Below are 20,588 nucleotides of genomic sequence, written 5' to 3' on the forward strand. Positions count from 1 at the left end.
AGGTCATCCTTTCGGCCGCACGTATCGTGTGCCAAACGCCAGACCGATCAGCGGATTCACGACCAAATGGCCTTGCAGTTTGCGCAGGGTCGCAAAGGTCAGCGCGTCGGGGATGGTCGTCATATCCACCCAGTCAGTCGCGGCTCCAAGGGTCCCGCTCATAAAAACCACCTCGGTCGCAAGCATGCTCCGTGCCCAGTCGATGTGCTTCATCGGCCGTTCCGCTTCGATATCAGAGGCAATCCGGCTGCCCTCACGGAACAGGTCTTGGATGGAACAAAAACCAAGCGCAACGGCCATCTCTTCGGTGCAATGAGCGGGGCCGCCCCACTGAATCAAACCGTGCCGAAGAACATACCGCTCAAGCCAGGTGAGTTCGTAAGGTACGAGCTCGTTCAGATCGAGAAGGGAAGCAAAGCCGACCACACGCCTTTCGGTCACATCGAGATGGGCATCTTTCCATCGTGCCGAGGTGCGGACGGAGAAGCGGATACCGAAGTCGCGAGCACCTTCAACCCGGTCGAGCCGATCGAGTACCTCAATAGGCAGTGTCCAGTTTTCCGAAACTACCGCGCCACACCGAGGGAACTTGTCGAGGATCTCCATCCACACCGAAGTTTCGGCCTCACCCCTATAGAGGATGTCATTGCGTTCGCGGGTGGAGGGTTGATCGAACAACCGGGAATACTCGATTGCAGAGTTGATCACAGGCCATCAGACCACGGCGGAAGCGCGGGGTGCAGAGCCGCGAGGTAGCCAACAGATGAACAAACCTTATTTCCGACGCATCATGCACCCGCGACTCGGGCACCGACGTTCAGGACAGCCCGCGACGCCACTCGGCAAGAATGTCGGCGACGGTGGATGTCTCGGCCCACGTCATCTCGGGAATCTCGGCGCGACCGTCGGCTAGAGCCAGCGAGACTGCGTCTGCTTCCGCAGCCATAGGGTCAACGACGTCCACCTCGACTCGTCGTGGTTCTTCTCCTGTGCGGTGGATGATGGCTGAGCCCGAGCTGAGCTGGCGACTCCCCCACACGTTCGGCAGTTCGATCCACCCGTCCGACCCGAACAGGCGAGATTCGTCGGGCAGATCTGACACAATCGCGGTGCGTACCGTGGCGACAAAGCCGCCCATCGTGACGTCGGCGCGCGCCCAGACGTCGACTCCCTCGGCACCAAGCTCCCCATCGATGTCCGTGATCGTGGCGGAGGCGCTGGCGATGCCAGCCCACTCAGCGAAAGCGACGGCGAGGGAAACGGGATAGCCGCCCATGTCGAGGATGGCCCCACCGGCCAGCGCCGGGTCAAACAATCGACCGGTGTGCTCGGGGGCGGCGAAGCCACCGCTCGCTTCGAGGCGCTCGAGGGTGCCGATCTCACCTCGACTGAGTATCGCGCGCAGCTCGTCGGCGAGGGGTCCGAAGCGATATTTGTAGGCCTCGAGGAACGGTCGCTGGGAGGCTTGGGCGGCAGCAAGCACCTGCGCGGTGGCCTCAGGCGTAGGAGTCACGGGCTTCTCGCAGAGCACAGCTTTGCCCGCCTCGAGCGCGGCGATGGCGAGTTCGGCGTGGGTGGTGTGCACGGTGCCGATGTAGACGGCGTCGATGTCGTCGCGCGACAGAATGTCCTGGTAGGTGCCGCTGAACGGAGCGTTCCGGTCACGGGCAAACTGGGCGGCGCGCTCGGCGTTCGAGCTTCCGACCGCGTGCAACACCCCGAGCTGCGAGTGTTCGAGAGAGTCAGCGAAGTTGCCGCTGATCGTGCCTGGTCCAAGGATCGCCCACCGCGTTGTGCTCATTGCGCGAACGTACCAGATCCACTGCCTGCGTGAGCAGGCATCGTCTGGATGTCGCTATCAGAACAGCCCCGCTGCGGCCCGGCCGAACGCAGCCAGCTCTTTCGGGGTATACCCGCCATGAATGGCGCCCATCGCGTCGTTGTCCATCCCATCCTGAGGCGCGCACAGCAGGTCACCGACGTTGCAGTAGGTGAGAGTACGGCCGACAAACTCGGGCGGGAACTTCGCCCCAAGCGAGTCGACTAGAACGTTCATTCCATCGTCGTCGTAGAACGACTTGATCAGGCTGGCAACCGCCGGTGTCTCAATTAGCTGTTGAATCTTGCCTTTCTGGTTCGCCGCAGAGCCGCCGGACATACTCCCCAGAACGGTGTATCGGTCTGAACCAGGATCCTGCACCGGGTTGGCAAGCATCAATACCGCGTTGACGGCGTTCCGCTCCTGGCTAGAGCCGTGCGCTGCCAATTCGGCCAACGCCATTTGGATCACAAGTGAGCCCTGCGAGTACCCGACTAACGCAATCTTCTGGTCGGGGCAGTCGTGCACCTGGTCCTTGACCTCGTCGAGAAGCCAACTCAGCCCCCATGACATGCTCGACAAGTAATGGGTGAAGTTCTCGACGCTGAGATCCTTTGTGATCAGGTCGACCGAGGCCGCCGGATAGCGGAGTGGTTTGATGCGCACGCTTGTATTTACGTCAAAACCGTCGATCTGCCCGAGAGAGTCAAGCAGGCCGTCCGCGTGATCCACGATGGTTCCGGGGATCGGTTCGCCGGCTACATCGCGGGCCCGCATCTGGCCGGTCAAGATTCCCTGAACCCGGTCACCAAGCCCCCGAAACTCGTACGCGCCGGGAGCTGTCATTTCGGCGTAGGTGAAGTGGTCATACAGGTCCGGGTCAACGGCGGCATCGACGAGCCCGCCCGGCACCTCACCCGAACCTCGGACCGCGATAATGAGGTTGGAAACACAGCGAGTATCCGCCCCTGGTACGTAGACCGGGGCCGGTGTCGTGGCTGGCTCGGTGTAGCCCACCCACGGCACAACACTGACGTTTCCGATCACCTGTGCCCCGGATCCGAACGGGGGTGGGCCGTCGGCCGAGCCCCAATTAACTCCCGTGGCATCGAATGCCGTGAGGCGGCCGTCAGCCGCTACTCCAACGGCGCAGCCTGACACGTCCCCTCTGAGGTGACCGGTAGCTTCTCTGCTGATGTAAACACACGCGCCGCTACCGTCGCCCCGGTCACCCTCGAAGGTGACGTCGTCGAGAAGGAGCGTGGCGGCGTCCATCGTTCCGATACCGCTCGGCCCCGAATCGTAGGGCCCCGTCGGGCTGCTCCGAAAGACCACGTGTTGCCCGGTCAACGTGCCTTTTCTGTAGAGGCTTGTGTACACGTTGTGAAACACAATTGGTTTCGACGCCGTTCCTATCGCTACTATTTCGGCCGTTTCGTCCCCACCTGCATATACGTACCCTCGCTCCAGGGTTGTGCCCGGCGGTATAACGAGCCGGCCGGAGCCCACCGACAGCTGCGGCGACCACGTTAGATTCGGCATTGTGGGCAGCGTCCAGTCGCCCGTGATTGTGCCCTCAAGCCGGAACGTCGACGGCCGCGCGGCTTGGTTGCCGGCAAAATTCGCGGGCACCAAGTCACCCACCGAGAGGTCGTACGCCGGAAGGTTGTCCGCGGAGACACTGGAGTCGTAGTCGACGGTGTTTCCCGTGACAACAACCGATCCAGCCGGGCTGAACCAGGCGTTGACCGAGATCGAGCCCCTCGTGACCGACGTGTTCTTGACTATGATCTTCCCGACGTTGGGGTCGTCGTCGCTGCCCCACGGTTGCCAGAGGCTGATGTTTCCGGCAAGAAACGAGTCGGCGATGTAGATGTTGCCGGTCTTTCTGCCAGACCCGGATCTGGTGATCGCGTCGTCGTAGGCGGAGGCCTTCAGGTTCAAGTAGGTCGCGCGGAGCGTTCCACCCTGGGCGACTTCGATCCCACCCCACCCGACGTCCTCGCCACCGGCGGGCAAAAAGTCGACGGGCCGACCCTTCGCGCCTGCGGCCGTCAGGGTTCCTTCGAGATAGATCAGCCCGGAGCCCATACGAGTGCCCGCGGGAAGCGTGACGCTGATGCCCGCAGGGACCCGGAGAGACAGGGTGATCGCCCAATTGAGTCGGCCTTGTTCCGCGACACTCCAGTTCTCTGCGAGCGTTCCCTGGAGACTTATCCAACCCGATGACGGCGTCGAGTTGCCGGTAATGCGGGACGGTCGCAACGCGGGCGACCACACCTGTATGGCGACGTCGGAGTGTTCACTGGGTGTAATGGTGTTGTCGCGCACCTCGAAGTCGGTGTCACGTAACTCCGAGGTGATGGACAGGCGACCGTCCTCGATGATGTTGCGTGTAAAAACAAGAGAGGGCTTCCAGTTCGTAGGCCACGAGGAACTCGCGTTTCCGGGACCCCATTGCACCGAACCGCTGAATCGTGAATCGGTAATCACCGTCGCGTTGGAACCGGGAGCGGTGTGATGCACCAAACCTTCGCCGAAGCGTTGCTCCAGAAATACGAGGTCGACGTTCGAGCCCGGTTGGGCGACGATGCCCGACCATTCGCTATTATTTGTCGGCGACGTGCGAGCACCATCCAGATTGGTGTCGCCCCCGGCCGAGTCGTCAAGGGCGCTCGTCATCACCACCGGTGCCGCAGAGGACCCGGCCACTCGGAGCGTTCCATAGACGTACAACCCCGCGATGCTCACCTTCTGAAACTTCACTACGACGCCGGGTTCGATGGTCAGTGTGACTCCCGCTGCAACAGTGACCGCGCCCTCCAGCACAACAACGTCAACGGAAGTTTTCGACCACGTCGTGTTCGCCGCAATTGAACCGCTGTACCGAATTGTCCTGTTCTCCACTGGCACCGCCCTTGCGACGCTCGTTCGAGAGACGGTCGAGAACCCGGCCTTGGACCCAGTGACCGTCACTGTGATGGTCTTTCCCGAATCCGACGCGGTGAGTGTATAAGCGGCCGCCGTCGCTCCGGGGATCGCAACTCCCGCCCGAGACCATTGATAGTGCAGCGACACCGGCGCAGGAGCCCACACTCCCGGCACTGCAGTCACGACCTGGCCGACCCGAATCGTTCCCGTAATGGTGGGCACGGGTGTCGCAGTGAGCTGAGCCGACGGTGTGGGGGTGGGGGTGGGGGTGGAAGTCGGCGTGGACGTCGGGGGCAGTGCCGGAGTGGAGGTCGGCGTGGGCGTCATCACTGGGGTCGGCGACACGGTCGGGGTTGGAGAGGCGGTTGGGGCCGGGGTGGGGGTAGAAGTCGGTGTGGCCGGGGTCGCATACCCGTTCAGCTGGCCTTCGAGTGTCGCCGAGACACTATTCGGCCCACCCAAAATCACCACCCGCCCCGGATTCAACCGATCCAACTCAGCAGCAATCGACGCCGGGATACTTCCACCCGGCACGAGCAGCACCGGACTCCCCGACATCCCCGCCACCGGCGCACCCGACAACGCATCAGCAAACGTCACCCCGGTCGCCACATACGCCACGGGAACACCCGGAGCGAACGTCGACTTCGAAATCAGCGCAGAAACCTCATACCGATCCGCACCCGCCATGCGGGTCACGCCGCCCGAGGTAAACGACCCCAATTGGCCTTCGAGTGTCGGCGAGACACTATTCGGCCCACCCAAAATCACCACCCGCCCCGGATTCAACCGATCCAACTCAGCAGCAATCGACGCCGGGATACTTCCACCCGGCACGAGCAGCACCGGACTCCCCGACATCCCCGCCACCGGCGCACCCGACAACGCATCAGCAAACGTCACCCCGGTCGCCACATACGCCACGGGAACACCCGGAGCGAACGTCGACTTCGAAATCAGCGCAGAAACCTCATACCGATCCGCACCCGCCATGCGCTCGATCGTCGAGCTCCTGGCCTTCAGGCGAGGCTCGTCCGAAGTCGCGCTTGCGGGCAGAGCGCCGACGCAGGTCAACACGGCACAGACGACCGCCGAGATGAACATCGAGACCGGCCGCTTCCTCGGCCTACTGACCTGAGGACGACGACTCATGGACCCACCCCTACTCTTCGCGGGGCAGACGCCCTGCTCGACCCGTCTCGGGTCAAGATTCTGCACGGTACCACGGCGGCTTTTCTGGCGTCTCACCCCAGTTCGGGTGCGCTGTCACCCTCCAGTCGTCTGCCAATCCGCGCTTCACAGGCCCTACTGCGTTGCCACGCACTGTCCACGAAAAGCAATGCTCTGACGCGCCGCAGCACACCGACGAGCGACGACATAAGAGCGACCCGCAGATCGTCACGCAGCTCCAGGTGGAGCACGCCGAGGGCAGGCTCGTCCTTGTAGGCGGCGAGGAGGCTGGGCGGCGGCGGCACGTACGACGACAGGGCGCCCGCCGTGACGAGGCTCATAAGGCAGAACAGTTGAGCGCCGTCGCCGAGCTCGGGCAGGTGGCTGCGCACGAGGTCGGTCATGGTCGTGAGCCCCGCGAGTGAAGCTCGCTTGTGCTGCTTGACCACCTCGACCGAGACGTTGTGTTCCAACACGCCGCCCTGCGCGCCGAAGAGGTCGCACAGCACCACCCGGTCAGCCAGCGACTTGCTCAGGATCTCGGACAGCTGGCCCGCGCGCACTTCCGGTAGGGCGTGCGCTTCGATGCCAGCGGACGGCTCTACCGCCAGCTCGGCAAGCCAGCTTAGCGGCGGCGCAGCGCCGGATTGAGCAGTGATGGCGGGGTATCGGACTTCTCGTCGGCAGCAAGGTCAGTGCCCGGCGCCACGACGGAATCGATGGCATCGAGCACCTCGGTCGAGAGAACCGTGTCCGCTGCGGCCAACTGCGACTGCAGGTGATCCAGCGTGCGCGGTCCGATGATGGCGCTGGTGACCGCGGGGTGCGCGGTCACGAACCCGAGCGCGAGCTGGATCAGTGTGAGGTCGGCCTGCTCCGCTACCACGGCGAGTTTCTCCACGGCGTCGAGCTTGGCCCGGTTAGCGGGGACCGGAAGGTCGAATCGCCCGGGCATCGCCGACGAGCGGTTGGTGGTCATTTCGCGGCCCTCACGGATGGCGCCTGACAGCCACCCGGATGCCAGGGGGCTCCAGGCGAGCACACCCATCCCATACTCCTCGGTAACCGGTAGCACGTGCGTCTCGACGGCGCGCTGCAGGATGGAATATCCAGGCTGTTCGGTGACATAGCGACCCAGGCCACGAGACCGGGATTCCCACTGCGCCTGCACGATCCGGTAGGCCGGGAACGTTGACGACCCGAAGTAGCGAATCTTGCCCGCCCGCTGGAGGTCGGTCAGCGCCGAGAGGGTCTCGTCGTCGCTGGTCTCCGGATCCCACCGATGCATTTGGTACAGGTCAATGTGATCAACGCCGAGCCGGCGCAGACTGTCTTCCGCTGCGGTGTGAAGCCAGCGGCGAGAGGTTCCCTGGTGGTTTATCTCCGTACTCATCGGCAGGTATGCCTTCGTGGCGAGCACAATGTCGTCGCGCCGCCCTGCGATCGCGCGACCCACCATCTCCTCCGATTCGCCCGCGCTGTAGCGGTCGGCGGTATCGATCATGTTCACGCCGGCCTCGAGAGCAACGTCGACGATCGCCGTGGCCTCTTCCTGGGTGGTGCGTCCGATGGCACCGAAGTTCATAGCGCCGAGCACGAGGGTGCTCACGTTCACGCCGGTGCGGCCAAGTGTGCGGTACTGCATTGGAGACTCCTCTTGTATGCGGAAATGCAAACGGAACGTTGTTCCACTCACTATTTGGAACACGGTTCCGCTTTACAAGCGACAAGAGAAATCAACTGCAGGTCCGTACCGTCAACGGACTCCCACGGACGCTGTCAGCTAGATGCGGTCTTCGAGCTCGTCGGCCGTCAGACTGTCACCGGGGTTCGGGGTCCGGAAGGGCGTCTCTTTTGCGCCCCTGGCTGCGTCGGGCTCTTTGGCCTTCTCGTTGAGGCTCTGTTCGTCGTCCGCGGATTCCGCACCGGGCAGAATGTCGGGCTCCCCGGCAGCGGGGGTACCCGGTGCTCCCGGTCCCGGCTCGGCAGCGGCCGAAGCAGACTCGTCGTTATCAACATGGGGCATCAGAGGTTCAGACATTGACATGACCTCAGGGTTTCACCGTGCGCGCTGATTCGCTACGCGAGCGAGCGAACTCACAGCCACGGGTAGGCTCCCACGGTGCATCCCGCCGGCCAGAGGCGAAAAATACTTAGAACGCTCTGGGAGACTGGCGTCATGACGACTGCCTCATCCGTGCTCGATCGGATCTCCGCCAGAATTGACGCCGAACAGCTCGGTGCGTATGGCGTGCATGTGTTGATCGGCGCCGACCGAGCAGAACACCGCTGGCGTAGCGACGACCGGGAGAATGTCTACTCGGCGTCGAAAGGCGTGTGTGCGCTCGCCATTGGAATCGCGATCGATGAGGGAATCCTCGCGCTCAACTCGTCCGTATCCGACCTGCTTCCTGAAATGAAGCTCGGCGCTGGCGTCGACGCTGTGACGGTGCGGCACCTGCTGACCATGTCGAGCGGGATCGATTTCGCCTGGTTTGCAGACGAGCCAGTACCGTGGCCGGATCTGGCCCAGGAGATGCTCCGGAGGCCAACACGGGGTGCTGGCCTGGTGTTTCAGTACAGCGACGCGAGCACGTACGTTGCCATGCGGATGCTCGGTGCGGTCGTCGGCGACGTCCGCGACTGGCTGATGCCGCGGCTGTTTGAACCCCTCGGCATTCACAATCCGCAATGGCATCGGTGCCCGCTCGGCTGGATCATGGGTGGTAGCGGGTTGCAACTTCGCACAGCCGAACTCGCCCGGATCGGCCAGGTGCTCCGTGATCGCGGCCGATGGGAAGGCACACAACTGATCGGTGCGGGCTGGATCGATCGCATGCACGGCGAATGGGTTGAGACCGGCGGTGAGGCACCCTACGAGCGCTACGGGTTCGCGGTCTGGGACGGGCCCGGAGGATGCTGGCGTCTCGACGGCCGCTACGGACAATACGTGCTCGTAGACGAGTCGCGGGACGCGGTGATCACGATCACGGCCCACGAGGAGACGCGGGACCACCTGCTGGCACGCATCGCGGCCACCGCGCTGGAGGCGACTTCGGAGTGAGGCCCACCGCCTGACCCGGAAAGGTCTGTGGCTTCGGGTCGCTGTCAGTCGGCGAGGTCGAGCTCGTCAATGAGCTGGGCTACCCGCGTGCGTGCCGCCGTCCCAAGTCCCTGCACCGGACGCGGCAGGCAGTCGGCGGCGACCAGCCCGAGGTGCTCCGCGATCGCCGCAGTGACACGGTAGCTGCCGTGCTCCGCAAAGAGCGCCCACAGCGGCTGAAGTCTGGCGGATTCCTCCGCGGCCGCCGCGTGGTCGCCGGACAGCGCGGCACGGGTGATGCGGAGCGCCGGCGCGGGGAGCGTCCCGCCGATGACCGAGTACCACACGTCGCAGCCAGCACTGAGGCCCGCCGCCGCAGAGCCGTCGCCCGAGACACCGACGCTGACCGCACCGGGAACGCGCTCACGAATGCTCCGCACGCGCGCGGCTGCCTCGCCGGGGTCGGCCGGAACGCCGGGGATCTTGATGGATGCCACGTGGGGCAGCGTCGCAATCCGCGAGTAGAGGTCCTCCGCGAACGTCACGTGCGTAGTTCCCGGATTGTCGTAGACCACGAGCGGCACGGACAACCCGGCGGTAACGTCTTCGAAAAGACCGAACACCTCGTCGTCGCTGAGGGCCTGGTAGGTGACCGGGGCCAGGAGCACCGCGCTCGCGCCCGCCTCCTGCGCGTCGTCGGCGAGCATCCGCACCTGCGAGGTGCGCAGCGCGCCGATCCCGACCATGACCGGCACCGAGTCGGCGTGCTGCACCGCAGCCCGAGCCACCTGACGCCGTTCGTCTCGATCAAAGTACATGTACGAGCCGGTCGACCCGAGCGCGGTGATCGAGTCGACGCCGGCAAGAACCAGGCGTCCGATCAGCCCCGCGTAGGCCCGCTCGTCGAAGGCATCGTTGCGGAGCGGACTCAGGGGGAACGCGCTGAGGCCAGTAAACATCGGTGCTCGCATCATCCCGGGATCCTATCGGCTGGATCGTCGACCCACCGGACTCCCCCACTCGACCTCAGGTGTCGATTACACCAGGAACTCGCAGCTGACAACCCCCAGCACCTATTCAGGTACTGCACAGAGGGGGTGCTTTTAGGCTGGGATTGAGGCGGGCGCATCATCCACCCCGCCCCTCAGCGATGCCCGATGACGATGCAACGAAAGGCACACAATGTCCTCCGACCAGTACATCTTCGAAGACCCGTCCAAGAAGTACGCCGACATCGACACGACGGCCCAGTACCAGAAGGGTCCCGGCCTCGACGCCGACCTGAACGAGACCGCTGACCGCGGCGAGAACTCGTACCGTGGCACCGGCCGCCTCGAGGGACGCAAGGCGCTCGTGACCGGTGGTGACTCCGGCATTGGCGCCGCCGTCGCCATCGCCTATGCCCGTGAGGGTGCGGATGTCGCGATCTCCTATCTTCCGGAAGAGGAAGAAGACGCGCGCAAGATTGTCGCGCTCATCGAGAAGGCGGGACGCACGGCCGTCGCGCTTCCCGGTGACCTGACCGACGCGGCTTTCTGCCGCGAGACGATTACCAAGGCCGTCGAGGGGCTGGGCGGACTCGACATCCTCGTCAACAACGCCGGCAAGCAGCAGCACGTCGAGGACCTCTCCGAGCTGAGCGACGAGCAGTTCGACGAGACGTTCAAGACCAACGTGTACGCGATGTTCTGGCTCACCAAGGCGGCGCTCGCGCACCTGAAGCCCGGCTCGACGATCATCAACACCACCTCGATCCAGGCCTACTCCCCCTCGGAGAACCTCGTCGACTACGCCTCGACCAAGGCGACCATCAACGCGTTCACGAAGGCACTCGGCCAGCAGTTGGCTCCAAAGGGCATTCGCGTCAACGCGGTCGCGCCGGGCCCGATCTGGACCCCGCTGCAGACCGCGGGAGGACAGCCCACCGAGGAGCTTCCCGAGTTCGGCGAGCAGACCCCGCTCGGCCGTGCCGGCCAGCCGGCGGAACTTGCTCCGGCGTACGTGTTCCTTGCCTCCGGCGAGTCCAGCTACGTCATCGGCGAGACTCTGAACGTGAATGGCGGGATGCCGACTCCGTAAGCAATCGCTAGGTACGAGTGGCCGCGAGTGATACTGCTATCCCCTTTTCTGAAGGGGTCGCGGTGATGCCGAAGGTTGTCTCGAAAGCGGCGGAGTCGAAGAGGTACGGCGCGGTGTACTGGTACGCCATCTCGAGCGTTTCGCGCGCGGAACTGTTGAACAGCGCGCCGATGCGCATGGTCGCGTTTCCCATCACTTTGGTGCGGGCGGTTTTGCCGGAGCGGGAGCTGGCGATCGACTCTGCCGCGAGCTCGATGTACTGGCGACCCGTCAGCGCGGGCGCGGTCGGCACGTGCCAGGTGCCGCCGCGCGCTCGTGCATCGGTACCGAGGGTGGCAAGCGCGTCACCGATGTCCGGCGTGTAGGTGAGGGAGTGCGGCTGGTCGGCGTCGAAAAGCCAGGTCGCGTCCTTACCGGCGGCGATGTTATCGAGCGCAAAGCTATTGAAGACGCTCGTCGACGCCGACGGGCCGTAGAAGTCGGCGCTTCGGGCGACGGTCACGGTGAGACCGCGAGCGGTCGCTTCCTTGAGAGCGCGAAGAGCGGCTGCTCGCACCTCGCCTTTCTTGCTGCTGGGATTGATCGCGGTCGTCTCGGTCATCGGTCCGCTGACGCGGCCATAAGCGTAGACGTTGTCGAAATACACCAGGTGCGTGCCGTGCTCGACCGCAGCGTCGATCGTGTTGCGAAGAATGGCTGGCCACTGCTTGGCCCAGACGCGGGACGAGTACGGCAGTCCGACGGTGAGATAGGCAACCTCGGCGCCGCGCAGGGCACGCAAGACTTCGGCGGGGTCGAGGAGGTTGGCGCTGACGGATACTGCGCCGCCGTTGCTGGCGGGCCGGCGCGCAACCGAGGCGGGAGTTTCACCCCGGTCGAGGAGGGCGCGGACGGTCTCGCGTCCGACGACGCCGCTGCCGCCGAGAACGATGTGGGTGGGGACAGTTGTCATGATTGGGCTCGATTCGTGTCAGAAGTGGGCGGGCGGGTGTGCGTAGCGTCTTCGTGGGCGAGTCGGCGGAGTCCGGCAAACAGCGGATCGCCGAGAACTGTGCCGACGACCATCAGCTCGGCGACCTCGTCGAGGGTGCCCCGGTCGTCGAGCGCACGCAGGTCGGCCGCGGCGACGGTTGCCGCCGCATCCGCGTACGCGCCGAGGTAGGAGTCTGGCGGGTCGAACCGGATTGCGAGTAGCCCGTCCAGGGCTCGAGCTGCCGCGCTGATGCCGGGGTTCTCGACGGAGATGTGCCACCCGTGTGATCGGGTTATGGCGACGATCCGGTCCCGCGACTCCTCGCTCGGCGTCGACTCCGTCGTGCGCGGCGTGCTCATCGCGTGCTGCGCGACCTCGAAGGTCTCCGCCAGCGGAGCGCCCGGAACGTCCAGCGCCGCGACGACGGCCTTTGTCGCGGCAATTGAAAGCCCACCCGTCTGAAGCAGCGCGCGGATCAGGCGTACCCGCTGCACATGGGCGTCGCCGTAGTCGACCTGGTTCGGTGCCGAGCGCATGCCCTCGGGCAGTAGCCCCTCCCGCTGGTAATACTTCACCGCGGTCAGCGGAACGTTCGCTCGTTTCGACAATTCAGATATGCGCACTATCGGAGAGTAGCACTATCTACATGACGCCTGGCACCCCCGCTGTCAAAATTTCCCCAAGTCCGCTCGGTCAGCACGACGCTCATCCCACGCTCGTCTGACCTTTGCTCGGTTAAGGTGGCCATAGGGCATCGCGCGCTGCGGCAGATCGCGCACCACCGGATAGGGGCAGTAATGGGCTACGTCGACGAAGTTGAGGCAAACCGGGCGAACTGGGATGAGCGGGTCGCCGATCACCTTGTTGCTTACGAAGCCGAGAAATTCGCGGATGACCCGGACGCCAATCGGGTCCGATTCGAAGCGAGCGTTCTGGCTCCCCACCTCCCCGCAGAGTCGCTCGACGGTCTCGATGTAGTGCACCTCCAGTGCCACATCGGGGTCGATTCGATCAGTTTGGCGAGGTTGGGCGCCCGGGTCGTCGGCACCGATTTTTCTGGCGAAGCGATTGAGGCGGCACAGCGACTAGCGGCCAGGGCGGGAGTGGAGGCCAGCTTCATCCGCACATCGAATGAAAACGCTCCGGCGCTGCTCGGTCGCCAGTTTGACGTGGTGTACACGACCGTTGGTGTGCTCGCGTGGCTTCCGGACCTTGCGTCGTGGGCACGGTCGATCGCGCAATTGCTGAAGCCGGGTGGCGTGCTCTTTCTGTACGAGTCGCACCCTATGGTGATGACCCTGCAGTACGACCGCACGGACGAGCTGCTCGTCGTTTCGGAACCGTACTTTGGCACCGCTGAGCCTCAACGCTTCGACGAGGGCACCACGTACGCCAGCGACACGATCCTCACCAACCGCACGACCTACGAGTGGCAACATTCTCTCGACGAGATCTTTACGTCGATCCTGACCGCAGGACTCGGCATCGAGGCGTACCACGAGTACACGGCTATGCCGTGGAAGCCCATCCCGCAGCTCGTGTCCACGGACGCCGGCTTCGCGTTGCCGACGGGCAGGGAACGGGTGCCCCTGATGTTCTCAATCGTTGCGCGCAAGCCAGCGTAGATACCCTCTTCGCGGCTGGCTGAAACGGCAAAGTTGTCAACCCCCACCCCCGAAATTTTTCGTCACGAAGACTGGAGGCTCACGTAAAAACAATTGGAGCTCAGCATGTCCGAACGTAATACCTTTATCCGGTCCCTCCACGACATTGGCCTCGCGGCCTGGTTCGGTGGAACGCTGATGGGAGCCGTTGGCCTCAACGGCGGAGCGGCAACCGCAAAGGACCCGAGCGAACGCCTCGCCGTTGCATCCGCCGGGTGGGCCAAATGGGCGCCGGTTCAGCTCGGTGCTCTCGCCATCCATGGGATCGGCGGCGCCGGCCTCATCTTCGCGAACAAGTCGCGCCTTCTCAGCCAGCCGGAGAGCCGCACCAACACGATCGTGAAGCTCGGCCTCACGGTCGCCGCCGCGGGTACGTCGCTGTACTCCGGAATTCTCGGCGCCCGCATCGCCAAGCACGCCGAAGAAGGCGCCCACGGTGTGACGGAACCGTCGGCCGCAAGCTCAGACGAGCTTGAGTCCGCGCAGACGCAGCAAAAGCTCCTGCAGTGGGTCACCCCGGCGATCACTCTCGTGCTCATCGTTCTGGCCGCGCAGCAGGGCGAGCAGCAGCGTCCGGTTGCTGGCTTGCTCGCGAGCAAGATCCGCGACATCACCGGCAAGTAGCGCCCTCGAGCCGGCCAGTTCTGCCGCGTAGAGACCTAAGTCTCCCGGAGGCGCCGTCACACCTGGACGGCGACTCCGGGATTGCTTTGTTAGCGCGGACGGACGGAGCGAATACGCAGGGAGCGGTTTCGATCGAGCCCGAGGTAGCTGGCTCCGGAGGGCAATATCGCCGAGCAACCGAGTCGGAAGTTCACCGCTCCAGTGGCGATACCCTTCGGGATCGAGCGGAAAAATGCTCCGATCGCTCGTCCTCGCGTGGGTGGCTCTCCATGAAAGAGAAGATCGATCTGCTGCGGAGACAGCGCTTCGAAAGCGGCCACCTCCGCTGACGAGATGAGCCCCTCACGGTGGCGCCGGGAGTTCTGGCTGTAGCGCTGCACCTCGGCGCGGTCCGCCCGAGTGAGCTTCGTCCGTGGAGTCGTTTTGGGCACCATCAAGATGCCATTTCCGGCATGAAAATCATCTTCAGCTCTCTTCTCGTGCGGGAGGCAAACGGCAACTCGCGGGCGGACTCTTCGGGGTCCTGGAAGAGAAATTCGTGGCAAGCGTACCTCCGAGTCACGGCGACTCGTACTGAACAGGGCGATTACACAGCCACAGCGACTCCCGGGATCTCCTCGAGCGAGGTGTAGACGGGCAGTCCGCGTTCGCGGGCGATGGCGACATCCTGATCTGCGCCCTTGGACGTTCCGGGCAGGCGCAGAACCGCATCGCAGCGCGCCAGTAGACGCTCCGCGGTCGGGTACATGATCTCGGCGGCGATCGGGTCGGCGATGCTCGTTCCGCCTGCGCCGCGCAGTACCGGCAGAGCGACCCACTCGCCGATCATCGGCAGATGCCCCGCCTCAAAGATCGGCCATGCAGCCTCCTCGAGTCGGGCGAAGTGCTGCGAGCAGTTCGGGGTCGTCGCCCGTTCCCGACCGGTAGGGGCCAGCGATCAGAATCAGCAGTTGTTTATCCATGCCTGCACCATAACGTGCAAGAATGGACTTAAACAAGGAGAAACACGGATGCTGGCAGCAGAGCGACATGAGGTGCTACTCGAACGGCTGGCGCGCGACGGCAAGCTCGTGGCGAAGCTACTCGCGAGCGAGCTCGGCATCTCGGAAGACACCATCCGGCGCGACCTGCGCGATCTCGCTGCCGCTGGGCTCTGCCAGCGGGTCTACGGCGGCGCGCTACCCGTCTCCCCCGCGATCGGCGACTACACCGCGAGGCAGAGCATCAACGCGGACGGTAAGCGGCGGGTGGCGCGCGCCGCGGCATCCCTCATCACGCCGGGATCCACCGTCATTCTCGACGGCGGCACCACCACGCTCGCGGTCGTCGCCGCGCTCCCCCAGCACCTGCGCGCCACCATCGTCACGCACAGCCCCACCATCGCCTCGGCGCTCATCGACCACCCCCACGTCGAGGTCTACCTGATCGGCGGGCGGCTGTTCAAACACTCCGCGGTGGCCTGTGGTGCGGCGGCAGTCGAGGCGGCGCAGGTGGTGAACGCCGACCTGTTTCTGCTCGGCGTCACCGGCGTGCACCCGGAGACGGGGCTGACCACGGACGACTCGGACGAAGCCGCGATGAAGCGAGCGCTGGCCGCACGCGCGGCGGACACCTACGTGCTCGCGAGCTCGGAAAAGATCGGTGCGGCATCCCGGTTCTCGGTGCTGCCCCTGGCAAAGGTCGCAGGCATAATTACGGATGCCACGGCGGACAGCCCCGTCATGCGCCAGCTCACCGGCCTCGGCCACCACGGCATCTACGCCTGAAACGGAAGCACGCCATAGGCTGGCGGCGTGGATGACCTGACAACTTCTCGTGATCGCGGTGAGCTTCGCCGCCGTCGCCGCCGCGTCATGGCTCGACGCGCTGATCATCCCGTTTGGCACGGTTATGGTCAGCGACGTCAGCGTCCAGCTTCTTCGCGCCTCGTACTGGGTGCCCGCCATCATCGTGGGGCTCGCCATTGTGTGGTGCGGTGTGGGCACGATCGGCCGCGCGCTCGCCTCCGCGGCCAGCCTGCTCCTCCTGTGGCTGACCCCGGCTTTGGTCACCGCCATCACCTCCGCCGCGGGAACCCGCGTGCTCGCCCCCTACCCCGCCGAAATGGCCGAATACGCCGTGCAGGTATTTTTCAGCGCCCTGGCTCAGCCCGGCTGGTCGGCTCGGTTGGTTCTCGTTGCTGTGATCGTGGCCGTGGTTGGCATGGGAGTCACATGGATGATGCGCAAAAGAGCAACTCACCGCGTGCCATAATCATCAATGTGAATTACGCCCAGCACAATGACAGCCCATACTCAGCGCCTTTTCAGGTGGAGATCGTGAGGCGAGGCAATGGACTGGGTGTCACTGCCATCGTGCTGGGCAGTGTCGCGCTTTTCGGGTCCATAATTCCCATCGTCAACTTCGCGAGCGGGTTTCTCGGCTTCCTCGGTCTCATCTTCGGCATCACGGGCTGGGCGTTGAGGGGGCGCAGGAAGGCTCCTGCTGTAGTCGGTACCGTCTTGTCATCGGTCGCGATTGTCTTGTCGATCTTGCTCGCCATCGCGTACACCGCCGGAATCGCCTCGGCCATCAGTGGATCGATCAACGACTCAATCGGTGAAGGTAGCTCGGTAGCGACCAACGGCACACTCATGTACGAAGTCACCGGTGATGGCACTGATTCGACTATCGCCTTCACGGTCCTGGATGCCGGTCGCATTGGTTCGGAGCAGGTTGAAGCAGCGGCACTTCCATTCACGCGAGAGATTGTAGTGACGAGTGGAAGCGCCATCGATTTCAGCAACTTCTCCCTCGTCGCATCCAGCGGTGCGACAGGAACAACTATCAGCTGCAGAATCACCCTCGATGGAATGGTCATCGCGGAGCAGATTGCAACGGGCCCCTACGCCTCAGTATCCTGCCACGCCTACTGACGGCCACCGATCGCAAGCAACGCAGTGCGCTACGAGCGAGGCGGCGCACCCGTCACGAACGCGAGCGTGATGTACGGGAGGTGCTCGCGCGCAACCACCACGGTGAGCACCCGGTCGCCCAGGTCAGCGCCCACGGCATAAACGTGCGGATCCGTGTCGATGCGCATGCCCGCAACCTCGCGACCGTCGACCACGACGCTCACACGTTCGATGTGCCGTTCGTCTACAGGAGAGTCCAGGTCGCCGAACAGCCCATCGACCACGCGCTCCTCGCGGAACACGTTGGTCAGGATGTGGTTGACGTGCTCCACCAGCGTCAGCTCGGCGCTGGCATGTCGAGTAGTCATCACTGCCTCCCACAGCGACGGGAATCGCATCCGTTCGGTGAGCCGGATCATCCAGTCCGGCAAGGGACGCACGGGAGGCATCTCGAGAGCCGCGCGGTCTGCCTCGCTCAGCTCGGCGAGGTTGACCGGGTCGCTCCGGTCGTCTGGATTGCGCCACAGTGTGTACGAAACGGAGACAGAGTCGAGGTGCATCGGTCCGCCGTTCATCGAGTGTCCGGTCGCGCCTGCGCCCAGCTCTTCAAGCGACCGCTGCGCCGCGAACGACATCACCGGTACGAGGAAGTTCGCCGCGACCTCCGCGAGGGTAGGTGGCGCGGCCATGTCCATGGGATCGTCATCGGAGATGTGCATGGCTCCCTCGGGTCGTTGCCCCACGATATCGACCGTCGTCCCGGGATCCAATAGGGTGCGGACATGAACCGGTTCTGGAGGAACTCCACGCGCAATACGTCGCGTCGGGGCTGCCCTGCGAGTGGGTGGTGGAGAGTCCCGTCATCTCGGGAGCCGGCGAGACCGGTCTCTGCCGGAACTCCGTGAACGGAATCCAAACTTTTCCCTCGCAGGCCGACATAGACGCGCTCCTGAAGCTCAACACCGACAGCATCGAACCCGGCATTTTCCTCGTCGGCGATCGCTGGGTGGTGGGCAGTGAGAATCCCGAAGACCTGGTCACGGCCCAGACCACTATGGGCGGAGAGCTTTGGCCGGCGGACTCGGAGTTCTTCAACGCCGACCAGTAAAGCACCGGGCTTTCAGCGGCGGCGGCGGGGTGCTTCGAGCCAGTAGTTGCTGAACCCCGCATCATCCGGGTTGATATTGGTTCCCGGCGGCACGATCGCGTCGATTCGGTCCAGGGTGTCGTCATCGAGTTCGAGCGAGGCTGCGTGCAGCTGAGACTCGAGCTGCTCCATCGTGCGCGGACCGATGATGGCGCTCGTGACTCCCGGGTGGCGCAGCACAAAGGCCAGCGCGAGGTGCACGAGCGGAACCTCGAGCTCGTCGGCGAGGGCACCCAGCTTGTCGGCGGCCTCAAACTTGGCGCGGATCTGCGGGTGCTCGAGGTTGTAGCGGCCCGGATCGCGGTCGCTGCGGTGTGTTGTGGGGAGTGGCTGACCCTCGCGGAATTTTCCACTCAGCCAGCCACCGGCGAGCGGGCTCCAGACCAGCGTGCCCATCCCGTGACGGTGCGTGGTCGGCAGCAGGTCGGCCTCAATACCGCGGGTGAGCATCGAATATGGCGGCTGCTCGGTGACGAAGCGGGCGGTGTGGTTCTGCCGTGCGGCCCACTGCGCCTCGACCACCTGAGACGGCTGGAAGGTAGACGACCCGATGTAGCGCACCTTGCCTTGCGTGACGAGATCGCTGAGGGCGCCGAGGCTCTCCTCGATGTCGGTGTACTCGTCGGGCCGGTGCATCTGATAGAGGTCGATGTAGTCAGTCTGCAGGCGCCGCAGGAAGTCTTCGACCGAGCGGATGATCCAACGGCGCGAGCCACCCCGGTAGTTCGGCTGCTGCTTCATCCCATTGAAAAATTTGGTGGCGAGCACAATGTCCTCACGCTTTCCGGACTGCGCGATCGCCTTGCCTACGATCTCTTCCGACTCGCCGAACGAGTAGATGTCGGCGGTGTCGATGAAGTTGATTCCGGCATCGATGGCACGGTGAATGACACGGATCGAGTCGTCGTGGTCCTTGTTACCCCAGTCCCCGAACATCATCGTGCCGAGACAGAGGCGGCTGACCTCCACTCCGGTGCGTCCGAGGTACGTTGTGGGCTGGGATCCGGTCTTCTCTGACATCTTTTCAGCCTAGGTGCCGCGCGGTCGTGACGTACGGTTCTGGCACAGTGATCGGTGAACCCAATCAAAAGGATGCGCCCGTGACACCAGCTTCGGTCATTTCTGTCTCTCCCGACGACCTCGCGGATCTTCAGAGCCGCCTGCGTCACACGCGCTGGGCGCGACAGTGGCCGTCGGTTGGGTGGGAAGCTGGCACGGAGCAGGCGACTCTTCGCCGTCTCGTGGCGCACTGGGCAGACGGGTTCGACTGGCCGGCGCACGAGCGCGCGATCAACGCGTTGCCCTGGCACTCGGCCGATATCGGGGGCACCCCGCTGAACTATCTCCGGTTCGAGGGCGAGGCGCCTGCTGCACTTCCGCTGGTGCTCACCAACGGGTGGCCGAGCACCGCGCTGGAGCTCGTCGCTCTGGCAGAACGACTCGCGGAGCCGTCGAGACACGGCGGGGTCGCGGCGGACTCCTTCACGGTCATCATCCCCGCGCTTCCCGGATTTGCGTTCTCGCCGCAGCGGCCGAGCCACAACGAGCAGACCCACGAGCTGTGGCACACCCTGATGACCGAGCACCTCGGCTTCACGCGCTACGCGGCCCACGGTGGGGACCTCGGGGCGGGCATAACCTCGCGCCTCGCCCAGGCGCACCCCGAGGCGGTTCTCGCAATTCACCTCCTGGCGGTAGCTGCTCCCCCACACGTTGAGCACGCCACGCTCACCGTGGAGGAGCAGGCGCACCTGGATTCGGTCGAGGTGTGGATCGCCCAGGAGGGCGCATACCAGCACCAGCAGCAGACGCGCCCGCTGACCCTCGCGCCAGCCCTGTCGGACTCCCCCGCCGGGCTGCTGTCGTGGATCATCGAGAAGCACCGGGCGTGGAGCGATTGCGGCGGCGAGATCTCGAGCGTGTTCAGCGACGATTACCTTCTGACGCTGGCATCCGCCTACTGGTTTGCGAATTCGATTTCGACGTCGTTCCGTCCCTATTACGAGTACGCGGCCGGGCTGACCACGCGTGTCGAGCGGGTGGATGTGCCGACCGCAGTCGCGGTCTTTCCGTATGACCTCTCGCGCCCGCCGCGAAGCTGGGTGGAACGCACCTACAACCTCACGCGGTACACCTCGATGCCGCGCGGCGGACACTTCGCGCCGCACGAACAACCGGAGCTTCTTGCGGCCGACCTGACCGAGTTCTTGCGGGAGTTCCGGTAATCGGCATCCTCACCTCGTT

General features: G+C 64.4%; 21 protein-coding genes and 1 pseudogene. 9 read left to right on the forward strand and 13 right to left on the reverse strand.

The features are described from left to right. Positions 1–3 precede the first annotated feature (3 nt). The 7 genes and pseudogenes from B0I08_RS08675 to B0I08_RS08700 form a co-directional block, all read right to left on the reverse strand. Entirely contained in the window at positions 4–708 is a 705-nt protein-coding gene (locus B0I08_RS08675; RefSeq protein WP_106211880.1) for a hypothetical protein, read from the reverse strand. 109 nt (positions 709–817) lie between these two features. After that, complete coding sequence (locus B0I08_RS18155; protein WP_106211882.1) at positions 818–1,801, reverse strand: Gfo/Idh/MocA family protein; 984 nt, start codon at positions 1,799–1,801, stop codon at positions 818–820. 57 nt (positions 1,802–1,858) lie between these two features. After that, positions 1,859–5,077 (reverse strand): cutinase family protein, encoded by a 3,219-nt coding sequence (locus B0I08_RS08685; RefSeq protein ID WP_245884711.1) that lies wholly within the window; start codon positions 5,075–5,077, stop codon positions 1,859–1,861. A gap of 159 nt (positions 5,078–5,236) precedes the next feature. Then, positions 5,237–5,902 (reverse strand): annotated as a pseudogene (locus tag B0I08_RS18305) (cell wall-binding repeat-containing protein); the annotation flags it as partial. A gap of 92 nt (positions 5,903–5,994) precedes the next feature. Continuing rightward, a complete protein-coding gene (locus B0I08_RS08690; protein ID WP_245884713.1) occupies positions 5,995–6,483 on the reverse strand; it encodes a hypothetical protein in 489 nt (162 codons plus the stop codon). A gap of 62 nt (positions 6,484–6,545) precedes the next feature. Beyond that, complete coding sequence (locus B0I08_RS08695; RefSeq protein ID WP_106211886.1) at positions 6,546–7,565, reverse strand: aldo/keto reductase; 1,020 nt, start codon at positions 7,563–7,565, stop codon at positions 6,546–6,548. Between the two features lie 138 nt (positions 7,566–7,703). Beyond that, positions 7,704–7,961 (reverse strand): hypothetical protein, encoded by a 258-nt coding sequence (locus B0I08_RS08700; protein ID WP_219905638.1) that lies wholly within the window; start codon positions 7,959–7,961, stop codon positions 7,704–7,706. 138 nt (positions 7,962–8,099) lie between these two features. On the opposite strand from B0I08_RS08700, the gene B0I08_RS08705 reads away from it, so the two are divergent. After that, a complete protein-coding gene (locus tag B0I08_RS08705; protein WP_106211890.1) occupies positions 8,100–8,984 on the forward strand; it encodes a serine hydrolase domain-containing protein in 885 nt (294 codons plus the stop codon). Positions 8,985–9,028: 44 nt separating this feature from the next. Here B0I08_RS08705 and B0I08_RS08710 read toward each other — a convergent pair whose 3' ends face one another. Continuing rightward, the gene (locus tag B0I08_RS08710; protein ID WP_106212279.1) at positions 9,029–9,922 is read right to left on the reverse strand and encodes a dihydrodipicolinate synthase family protein; all 894 of its coding nucleotides are present in this window, start codon (positions 9,920–9,922) and stop codon (positions 9,029–9,031) included. Between the two features lie 223 nt (positions 9,923–10,145). On the opposite strand from B0I08_RS08710, the gene B0I08_RS08715 reads away from it, so the two are divergent. After that, the gene (locus B0I08_RS08715; protein ID WP_106211892.1) at positions 10,146–11,042 is read left to right on the forward strand and encodes a glucose 1-dehydrogenase; all 897 of its coding nucleotides are present in this window, start codon (positions 10,146–10,148) and stop codon (positions 11,040–11,042) included. Between the two features lie 7 nt (positions 11,043–11,049). Here the strand turns inward: B0I08_RS08715 and B0I08_RS08720 are convergent, their stop codons facing one another. Then, positions 11,050–11,994 carry an NAD-dependent epimerase/dehydratase family protein gene (locus tag B0I08_RS08720; RefSeq protein WP_106211894.1) on the reverse strand — a complete coding sequence of 315 codons (945 nt, stop codon included), beginning with the start codon at positions 11,992–11,994 and terminating at the stop codon, positions 11,050–11,052. Beyond that, entirely contained in the window at positions 11,991–12,638 is a 648-nt protein-coding gene (locus tag B0I08_RS08725; RefSeq protein ID WP_106211896.1) for a MerR family transcriptional regulator, read from the reverse strand. Before B0I08_RS08725 ends, B0I08_RS08720 begins: the two co-directional genes overlap by 4 nt. Positions 12,639–12,812: 174 nt before the next feature. Between B0I08_RS08725 and B0I08_RS08730 the strand changes: the two genes are divergently transcribed. Together B0I08_RS08730 and B0I08_RS08735 are read left to right on the forward strand one after the other, a co-directional pair. Next, entirely contained in the window at positions 12,813–13,640 is an 828-nt protein-coding gene (locus tag B0I08_RS08730) for a class I SAM-dependent methyltransferase (RefSeq protein ID WP_106211898.1), read from the forward strand. 105 nt (positions 13,641–13,745) lie between these two features. Then, positions 13,746–14,303, forward strand: a complete 558-nt coding sequence (locus B0I08_RS08735) for a hypothetical protein (RefSeq protein WP_106211900.1) — start codon at positions 13,746–13,748, stop codon at positions 14,301–14,303. Between the two features lie 586 nt (positions 14,304–14,889). Here B0I08_RS08735 and B0I08_RS18035 read toward each other — a convergent pair. Then, complete coding sequence (locus tag B0I08_RS18035) at positions 14,890–15,132, reverse strand: hypothetical protein (protein ID WP_245884714.1); 243 nt, start codon at positions 15,130–15,132, stop codon at positions 14,890–14,892. 181 nt (positions 15,133–15,313) lie between these two features. Between B0I08_RS18035 and B0I08_RS08750 the strand changes: the two genes are divergently transcribed. Genes B0I08_RS08750 through B0I08_RS17765 form a run of 3 tightly spaced genes read left to right on the forward strand, consistent with a single transcriptional unit; the run spans position 15,314 to position 17,218 of the window. Beyond that, positions 15,314–16,069, forward strand: a complete 756-nt coding sequence (locus B0I08_RS08750; protein ID WP_106211904.1) for a DeoR/GlpR family DNA-binding transcription regulator — start codon at positions 15,314–15,316, stop codon at positions 16,067–16,069. 49 nt (positions 16,070–16,118) lie between these two features. Beyond that, positions 16,119–16,556 carry a hypothetical protein gene (locus B0I08_RS17760; RefSeq protein ID WP_181243349.1) on the forward strand — a complete coding sequence of 146 codons (438 nt, stop codon included), beginning with the start codon at positions 16,119–16,121 and terminating at the stop codon, positions 16,554–16,556. Next, positions 16,517–17,218 (forward strand): MmpS family transport accessory protein, encoded by a 702-nt coding sequence (locus tag B0I08_RS17765; RefSeq protein ID WP_181243351.1) that lies wholly within the window; start codon positions 16,517–16,519, stop codon positions 17,216–17,218. Before B0I08_RS17760 ends, B0I08_RS17765 begins: the two co-directional genes overlap by 40 nt. A gap of 29 nt (positions 17,219–17,247) precedes the next feature. On the opposite strand, the gene B0I08_RS08760 is transcribed toward B0I08_RS17765, so the two are convergent. After that, positions 17,248–17,916 carry a hypothetical protein gene (locus B0I08_RS08760; protein WP_106211908.1) on the reverse strand — a complete coding sequence of 223 codons (669 nt, stop codon included), beginning with the start codon at positions 17,914–17,916 and terminating at the stop codon, positions 17,248–17,250. Positions 17,917–18,041: 125 nt separating this feature from the next. On the opposite strand from B0I08_RS08760, the gene B0I08_RS08765 reads away from it, so the two are divergent. Beyond that, positions 18,042–18,305, forward strand: a complete 264-nt coding sequence (locus B0I08_RS08765; RefSeq protein WP_146134370.1) for a hypothetical protein — start codon at positions 18,042–18,044, stop codon at positions 18,303–18,305. Positions 18,306–18,317: 12 nt separating this feature from the next. On the opposite strand, the gene B0I08_RS08770 is transcribed toward B0I08_RS08765, so the two are convergent. Beyond that, complete coding sequence (locus B0I08_RS08770; RefSeq protein WP_106211912.1) at positions 18,318–19,364, reverse strand: aldo/keto reductase; 1,047 nt, start codon at positions 19,362–19,364, stop codon at positions 18,318–18,320. A gap of 80 nt (positions 19,365–19,444) precedes the next feature. On the opposite strand from B0I08_RS08770, the gene B0I08_RS08775 reads away from it, so the two are divergent. Further along, positions 19,445–20,569 carry an epoxide hydrolase family protein gene (locus B0I08_RS08775; RefSeq protein WP_106211914.1) on the forward strand — a complete coding sequence of 375 codons (1,125 nt, stop codon included), beginning with the start codon at positions 19,445–19,447 and terminating at the stop codon, positions 20,567–20,569. The last annotated feature ends 19 nt before the right edge of the window (positions 20,570–20,588 follow it).

Source organism: Glaciihabitans tibetensis, from assembly GCF_003003265.1.
GTDB classification, from domain to species: domain Bacteria; phylum Actinomycetota; class Actinomycetes; order Actinomycetales; family Microbacteriaceae; genus Glaciihabitans; species Glaciihabitans tibetensis.

Excerpts from the sequence above, each read along its gene's own strand:
- B0I08_RS18155 (WP_106211882.1), bottom strand. The coding sequence starts at position 1,801 with ATGAGCACAACGCGGTGGGCGATCCTTGGACCAGGCACGATCAGCGGC.
- B0I08_RS08685 (WP_245884711.1), bottom strand. The coding sequence starts at position 5,077 with ATGACGCCCACGCCGACCTCCACTCCGGCACTGCCCCCGACGTCCACG.
- B0I08_RS08695 (WP_106211886.1), bottom strand. The coding sequence starts at position 7,565 with ATGCAGTACCGCACACTTGGCCGCACCGGCGTGAACGTGAGCACCCTC.
- B0I08_RS08700 (WP_219905638.1), bottom strand. The coding sequence starts at position 7,961 with ATGTCTGAACCTCTGATGCCCCATGTTGATAACGACGAGTCTGCTTCG.
- B0I08_RS08705 (WP_106211890.1), top strand. The coding sequence starts at position 8,100 with ATGACGACTGCCTCATCCGTGCTCGATCGGATCTCCGCCAGAATTGAC.
- B0I08_RS08710 (WP_106212279.1), bottom strand. The coding sequence starts at position 9,922 with ATGTTTACTGGCCTCAGCGCGTTCCCCCTGAGTCCGCTCCGCAACGAT.
- B0I08_RS08715 (WP_106211892.1), top strand. The coding sequence starts at position 10,146 with ATGTCCTCCGACCAGTACATCTTCGAAGACCCGTCCAAGAAGTACGCC.
- B0I08_RS08720 (WP_106211894.1), bottom strand. The coding sequence starts at position 11,994 with ATGACAACTGTCCCCACCCACATCGTTCTCGGCGGCAGCGGCGTCGTC.
- B0I08_RS08730 (WP_106211898.1), top strand. The coding sequence starts at position 12,813 with ATGGGCTACGTCGACGAAGTTGAGGCAAACCGGGCGAACTGGGATGAG.
- B0I08_RS08735 (WP_106211900.1), top strand. The coding sequence starts at position 13,746 with ATGTCCGAACGTAATACCTTTATCCGGTCCCTCCACGACATTGGCCTC.
- B0I08_RS18035 (WP_245884714.1), bottom strand. The coding sequence starts at position 15,132 with ATGATCGGCGAGTGGGTCGCTCTGCCGGTACTGCGCGGCGCAGGCGGA.
- B0I08_RS08750 (WP_106211904.1), top strand. The coding sequence starts at position 15,314 with ATGCTGGCAGCAGAGCGACATGAGGTGCTACTCGAACGGCTGGCGCGC.
- B0I08_RS17765 (WP_181243351.1), top strand. The coding sequence starts at position 16,517 with ATGGATGATGCGCAAAAGAGCAACTCACCGCGTGCCATAATCATCAAT.
- B0I08_RS08760 (WP_106211908.1), bottom strand. The coding sequence starts at position 17,916 with ATGCACATCTCCGATGACGATCCCATGGACATGGCCGCGCCACCTACC.
- B0I08_RS08770 (WP_106211912.1), bottom strand. The coding sequence starts at position 19,364 with ATGTCAGAGAAGACCGGATCCCAGCCCACAACGTACCTCGGACGCACC.